The organism is Kitasatospora sp. NPDC008050, from assembly GCF_042957465.1.
Lineage (GTDB): Bacteria > Actinomycetota > Actinomycetes > Streptomycetales > Streptomycetaceae > Kitasatospora.
In genome coordinates this window covers 1-7,676 of record NZ_JBIBIJ010000051.1, presented here as the reverse complement: position 1 = coordinate 7,676, position 7,676 = coordinate 1, and the positions used below count along the sequence as shown (strand labels likewise).

General features: G+C 73.6%; 1 protein-coding gene. It reads left to right on the top strand.

The window, feature by feature from the left end; genetic code table 11:
- Positions 1-7,676 (top strand): amino acid adenylation domain-containing protein (locus ACFZB9_RS36755; RefSeq protein WP_391454502.1); only part of this gene is annotated, 7,676 nt, incomplete at both ends.

Sequence of the window (7,676 nt, the reverse complement as noted above, 5' to 3'; positions counted from 1 at the left end):
GAGTTGGACACCGCCGCGCTGACTGCCGCGCTGAACGACGTGGTGCGGCGGCACGAGAGCCTGCGCACGGTCTTCCCCGAGCGTGACGGTGAGCCGCGTCAGCACGTTCTCCCGACGGCACAGGTGACCCTCGCGCTGGACGAACAGGAGTGCACCGAGGAGGAGCTGGCCGCGCGGCTGGCCGCCGAGGCGGCGCACGCCTTCGATCTCACCGGCGAACTTCCCCTGCGACCCGTGCTGTTCGCGCTGGCGCCCGAGGTGCACGTCCTGGTCCTGGTGCTGCACCATGTGGCCGGTGACGGCTGGTCGCTGGTGCCGTTGGCGCGGGACGTGTCGAGGGCCTATGCGGCGCGGGTGGCCGGCGAGGCCCCGGGCTGGCAGCCGCTGCCCGTGCAGTACGCGGACTACACGCTGTGGCAGCGCGAGCTGCTGGGCGAGGAGGGCGACCCACAGGGCCTGATGACACGTCAGGTCGAGTTCTGGCGTGGCGCGTTGGCCGGTCTGCCGGACGAGGTGTCGCTGCCGGGTGACCGGTTGCGGCCCGCGGTCGCTGGGGGAGCGGGCGGGAGCGTGCCGTTCGCGGTGCCCGCCGGGGTGCACGCGGCTGTGGTGCGGCTGGCCCGCGAGTGCGGGGTGAGCGTGTTCATGGTGGTGCAGGCGGCGCTGGCCGCCGTGCTGGCCCGGCTGGGTGCGGGCGAGGACGTGCCGATCGGCGCGCCGGTGGCCGGCCGTACCGACGAGGCCCTCGAAGACGCGGTCGGGTTCTTCGTCAACACGCTGGTGCTGCGCACCGATGTGTCGGGCGACCCGACCTTCCGGGAGCTGCTGGGGCGGGTGCGGCAGGGTGACCTGGCCGCGTTCGCGCACCAGGACGTGCCGTTCGAGCGGCTGGTCGAGGTGCTGAACCCGCCGCGCTCGATGGGCCGCCACCCGCTGTTCCAGGTGATGCTGGCGTTCCAGAACACCGACCTGCCCGAACTCGACCTGTCGGACCTGCGGGTGGCGGCGGAGCCGGTGGCACGCTGGGCCGCGAAGTTCGACCTGTCGCTCGATGCGGCGGAGCGCTTCGAAGCCGGTGCGCCCGCGGGCATCGAGGGGTGCGTCGACTACGCCGATGACCTGTACGACCGGGAGACGGCGGCCGCCTTCGCCGGTCGGCTGGCCGCCTTCCTGACCGCGGTGACCGCCGAACCGGACCACACCATCGGGCGGTTCGACCTCGCCGACGAAGCCGAACGCGACCTCGTCCGCCACGCGTGGAACGACACCGCCCACCCCGTCCCGGCCGGCACCCTGCCGTCCTTCATCGAGGCCCAGGCGGACCGCACCCCCGACGCGCCGGCCCTGCTGTTCGGCGACACGGCGCTCAGCCACCGCGAACTGTCCGCTCGGGCGAACCGCCTGGCCCGCCACCTGGTCGGCCTCGGCGCCGGCCCTGAGCGCACCGTGGCCGTCGCCCTGCCCCGCTCACCCGAGCTGGTGATCGCGCTGCTCGCGGTGCTGAAGTCGGGCGCTGCCTACCTGCCGGTCGACCCCGACTACCCGGCCGACCGGATCGCCTACATGCTGGAGGACGCCGCGCCGGTGGCCGTCCTCACCTGCCGCGAGCTGGCCGGCATCCTGCCGACCGGGGCCCTGCCGGCTGGAGTGCGGCCCCTGGTGCTGGACGATCCGGCCGAGGCCGCCGCGCACGCGCAGCACCAGGACCACCACCTCGGCGACCGGGAGCGGCCCGCGCCGCTGCGGCCCGCCCACCCCGCCTACCTGATCTACACCTCCGGCTCCACCGGCCGCCCCAAGGGCGTCGCCGTCCCGCACGACGCGATCGTCAACCGTCTGCTCTGGATGCGCGACCAGTACGGCATCGGCCCCGCCGACCGGGTGCTGCAGAAGACCCCGTCGAGCTTCGACGTCTCGGTCTGGGAGTTCTTCCTGCCGCTGCTCTCCGGCGCGGCCCTGGTGGTGGCCCCGCCCGGCGCCCACCGCGAGCCGGCCCGGCTCGCCGCGGAGATCCGGCGCCACGGCGTCACCGTCGCCCACTTCGTGCCGTCGATGCTGCACGCCTTCGTCGCCGAGCCCGCCGCCGCCGGCTGCACCAGCCTGCGGCACGTGGTGTGCAGCGGTGAGGCGCTCACCACCGACCTGCTCTCCCGCTACCGCGACGTGCTGGACGCCGAACTCCACAACCTCTACGGCCCGACCGAGGCGGCCGTCGACGTCACCTACCACCGGGCGGCGGACCGTGAGAACGGGAGCACCGTGCCGATCGGCCGGCCGGTGTGGAACACCCGGGTCTTCGTCCTGGACCGCGACCTGCGGCCGCTGCCGCCCGGCGTGGCCGGCGAGCTCTACCTGGCCGGCGACCAACTCGCGCGCGGCTACGCCGGCCGGCCCGCCCTGACCGCCGAGCGCTTTGTCGCCTGCCCGTTCAGCCCCGGCGCCCGGATGTACCGCACCGGCGACATCGTGCGCTGGAACCGGGAGGGCGCGCTGGTCTTCCTCGGCCGCGCCGACCACCAGGTGAAGCTGCGCGGCCTGCGCATCGAACTGGACGAGATCGCGACCGTGCTCGCGGGTGCTCCCGGCGTCTCCTGGGCGACCGCCCTGGTGCACGAGCGGGCCGAGGGCGACCAGTTCCTCGCCGCCTACCTGGTCTCCGACGGCAGCTGCTCCGATGCGGCGCTGCGCGCGCACCTGGCCGCCGCCCTGCCGGAGTACATGGTGCCCTCGGTCTTCGTGCCGATCGAGGAGGTGCCGCTGTCGCCCAGCGGCAAGCTGGACCGCAAGGCGCTGCCCGTCCCCGTACCGGTGACCGGCACCCCGCACCGGGCGCCCGCCTGCGCGACGGAGACCCTCCTCTGCGGTGTCTTCGCCGAGCTGCTCGGACTCGACACCGTGGGCGTGGACGACAACTTCTTCGACCTCGGCGGCCACTCCCTGCTGGCCACCCGACTCATCAGCCGCATCCGCAGCGCCCTCGGTACCGAGGTCAGCCTGCGCACCCTCTTCGAGGCCCCCACCGTCGCCGCCCTCGCCGGCTGCCTCGCGCAGGACGCGACCACCCGCCCGGCCCTGACGGCCGCCACGCGCCCGGCGGCGATCCCGCTCTCCTTCGCCCAGCAGCGCCTCTGGTTCCTCGCCGAACTGGAGGGCCCCAGCGGCACGTACAACATTCCCGCCGCGCTGCGCCTGACCGGCCCGCTCGACCGCGACGCCCTGCGTGCGGCCGTCAACGACGTCGTCACCCGGCACGAAGTCCTGCGCACCGTCTTCCCGTTCGCCAACGGGCAGCCCCAGCAGGAGATCCTGGCACCCTCGGCCGTCGACCTGCCGCTCGACAGCATCGACACCACCCCCGCCGCACTGGCCGGGGACCTCGCGGCCGAGGCCGACCGCGGATTCGACCTGAGCACCGAACTCCCGCTGCGCGCCGTGCTCTTCACGGTCGACGCGGAGGAGCACGTGCTGCTGCTGGTCCTTCACCACATCGCGGGCGACGGCTGGTCGCTGGGCCCGCTGGCCCGGGACCTCTCCACCGCCTACAGTGCACGCTGCGAAGGTCACGCCCCCACAGGGGAGCCGCTGCCGATCCAGTACGCCGACTACACCCTCTGGCAGCGCCGGCTGCTCGGTGACACCGCCGACCCCACCAGCCGCCTGAGCGATCAACTGAACTACTGGCGCAAGGCATTGGCCGAGCTGCCCGACGAGCTCACCCTCCCCGCCGACCGTCCCCGCCCGGCCGTGGCCACCCACCAGGGCGCCACCGTCCCCGTCACCGTTCCCGCCACCACGCACCGGCGGCTCGCCGAGCTCACCCGCACCCACGGCGCCACCCTCTTCATGGGCCTGAACGCCGCCCTCGCCACCCTGCTCTCCCGCCTCGGCGCGGGCACCGACATCCCCATCGGCACCCCCATCGCGGGACGCACCGACGAGGCGACCAACGACCTCATCGGGTTCTTCGTCAACACCCTCGTCACCCGCACCGACCTGAGCGCCGACCCGACCTTCACCGAGCTGCTGGACCGGACCCGCGACTCCCTGCTGGCCGCCTACAGCCACCAGGACCTCCCCTTCGACCAGCTCGTCGAGGCCCTCAACCCCACCCGCTCGCTCGCCCGCCACCCCCTCTTCCAGACCCTCCTCACCCTCCAGAACAACACCCTCCCGAGCCTCGAACTCGCCGGGCTGACAGCCCGGTCCGAGGCCATCGGCACCGCGAACGCCAAGTTCGACCTCGCCTTCGACCTCTCGGAACAGTTCGACCCCCAGGCTGCCCCCGCCGGCATCACCGGCACCCTCACCTACGCCACCGACCTCTTCGATCCCGAGACCGCCGGGCAGATCGCCCGCCGTTTCGCCGACCTGCTGCACACGCTCACCGCCACGCCCGACCGCCCGGTCACCCGCGCCGACATCCTCACCGAGGACGAGCGCGAGCAGCTGCTGGGGAGTTGGAACGACACCGCCCGCGAGGTGCCCGAGGCCACGGTGCCCGAGCTGTTCCAGGCGCAGGCCGCCCGCACGCCCGACGCGGTCGCGGTGTCCTTCGGCGGCTGCGAACTGACCTATCGTCAGCTGAACGCCCGTGCCAACCGGCTGGCCCGGCTGCTGGTGGAGCGCGGGGTGCGGGCGGAGTCCCTGGTCGCGGTCGCGATGGAGCGCTCGATCGAGCTGGTGATCGCGCTCCTGGCCGTCCTCAAGGCCGGCGGAGCGTACCTGCCGATCGACCCGGACTACCCGGCCGACCGCATCGCGAACACGCTCACCGACGCGGCACCCGTCCTCGTCCTGACGCACCGCGATGCCGACCTCCTGACGGACACCCCGGTCCTGCTCGTCGACGACCCGCAGATCGCCACAGAGCCGGAGCACGACCTCGACCTGCCGCTGCGGGCGGCGCACCCCGCGTACGTCATCTACACCTCCGGCTCCACCGGCCGCCCCAAGGGCGTCGTGGTCCCGCACCACGCCCTGGCCAACTTCCTGACCGACATGGGCGCCCGGTTCCCGCTGACCGAGCGGGACCGGTGGGTGGCGGTGACCACCATCGCCTTCGACATCGCCGCGCTGGAGCTGTACCTGCCGCTGATCAGCGGCGCCGGTGTGGTGCTGGCCGACCGCCCGACCGTGCTCGACCCCGCCGCGCTGACCACGCTGCTGCACGACTCCGGCGCCACCGTCATGCAGGCCACCCCCTCGCTGTGGCAGGCGCTGCTTGCCCACACCACCGCCACCTCAACCGCCCTTCCCGAGTTGCGTGTTCTGGTCGGCGGCGAAGCCCTGCCCGCGCCGCTGGCCAGCGCCCTGGGACCGATCGGCGAGACCACCAACCTCTACGGGCCCACCGAGACCACCATCTGGTCCACCGCTCACCGACTCGACCACGCGCCGATCACGGGCAACCCCGCCATCGGCCGGCCCATCGCCAACACCCGCGGGTACGTGCTGGACAGCGCCCTGCGCCCGGTGCCCACCGGCGTGGCCGGCGACCTCTACCTGGCCGGCGACGGCCTCGCTCGCGGCTACCTGAACCGCCCGGACCTCACCGCCGAACGCTTCACCGCCTGCCCCTTCGGCGCACCGGGCGCGCGCATGTACCGCACCGGCGACCTCGCCCGGTGGCGGGCGGACGGCACGCTCGACTACCTCGGCCGCACCGACCACCAGGTCAAGATCCGCGGCTTCCGCGTCGAACTCGGCGACATCGAGGCCGCCCTGACCGCCCACCCGGCCGTCGCCCAGGCCACCGTCGTCCTCCGCGAGGACACCCCCGGGGACACCCGGCTCGTCGGCTACGTCACCGGCGTCACCGGCGTCACCGGCGTCACCGGCGTCACGGAGGCCGATCCGGCCGAACTCCGTGCCCACGTGCAGCAGACGCTGCCCCACTACATGGTCCCCTCGGCCGTCGTCGTGCTGGCCGCCTTCCCGCTGACCGACAACGGCAAGCTCGACCGCAAGGCACTGCCCGCGCCGCAGCACGCCGTCAGCGGCGGGCGCGCCCCCGCCACCGCGCAGGAGGAGATCCTCTGCGGTGTCTTCGCCGACGTGCTCGGCCTGGAGGCGGTCGGGGTGGAGGAGAACTTCTTCGACCTGGGCGGCCACTCGCTGCTGGCCACCCAGGTCATCAGCCGGATCCGGACGGCGCTCGGCGTCGAGACCAGCCTGCGCTCCCTCTTCGAGGCCCCCACCGTCGCCGCCCTCGCCGGCCGCCTGACCCAGGACGGCGCCGCCCGCCCGGCCCTGACCGCCGGAGCGCGTCCGGAGGCCATCCCGCTCTCCTACGCCCAGCAGCGTCTCTGGTTCCTCGCCGAACTGGAGGGCCCCAGCGGCACGTACAACATTCCCGCCGCGCTGCGCCTGACCGGCCCGCTCGACCGCGGCGCGCTGCACGCCGCGCTCGGCGATGTCGTCGGCCGCCACGAAGTGCTGCGTACCCGTTACCCGTTCGGCGACGGGCAGCCCCAGCAGCAGATCCTGGCCGCCGGGTCCGTCGACCTCCCGCTCACCGTCGTCGACACCAGCTCGGCGGTGCTGCCCGCCGTGCTGACCGCCGAGGCGGCGCGCGGGTTCGATCTCGGTGCCGAACTCCCGCTGCGTGCCACGCTCTTCGCGGTCGACGGCGAGGAGCACGTGCTGCTGCTGGTCCTTCACCACATCGCGGGCGACGGCTGGTCGCTGGGCCCGCTGGCCCGCGACCTCTTCACCGCCTACACCGCGCGCTGCGAAGGCCGCCCCCCGACCTGGCAGCCACTCCCCGTCCAGTACGCCGACTACACCCTCTGGCAGCGCGAGCTGCTGGGTGAGGCGGCGGATCCGACCAGCCGGCTGAGCACGCAACTCGACTACTGGCGCCAGGCCCTGGCCGGCCTGCCCGACGAGGTGACACTCCCCGGCGACCGCCTGCGACCCGTCACCGCCGAAGGCGGCGGCGCGAGCGTGCCGTTCACCCTGCCAGCCCCGGCGCACGCGTCGCTGGTGCGGCTGGCCCGCGAGTGCGGCGCGAGCGTCTTCATGGTCGTCCAGGCAGCCCTGGCCGGACTGCTGGCCCGGCTCGGCGCGGGGGAGGACATCCCGATCGGCTCCCCGATCGCCGGCCGCACCGACGAAGCCCTCGAAGACGCCGTCGGCTTCTTCGTCAACACGCTCGTCCTGCGGGCCGATGCCTCCGGCAACCCCACCTTCCGCGAACTCGTCGCCCGGGTGCGGGACACCGACCTGGCGGCCTTCGCCCACCAGGACCTCCCGTTCGAGCGCCTGGTGGAGGCACTGAACCCGCCGCGTGCGATCGGCCGCCCCCCGCTCTTCCAGGTGATGCTGGCCTTCCAGAACACCGCCCTGCCCGAACTCGGACTCCCCGGACTCGCGGTCGCGGCCGAGCCACTGGACCGTGCCGGCGCGAAGTTCGACCTCTCGCTGGACGTCTCGGAAGGCTTCGAGGCCGGCGCCCCCGCAGGCCTCAACGGCTGCCTCGACTACGCGACCGACCTCTACGACCACCGCACCGCGGCCTCCTTCGCCACTCGGCTGACCGCCTTCCTCACCGCGGTCGGCACCGAACCCGACTGCCCCATCGGCCGGTTCGACCTGGTCACGGCGGATGAGCGCGAGCTGGTGCTGCATCGGTGGAACGACACGGTGCGCCCGGTGCCGGAGGGGCTGATCCACGA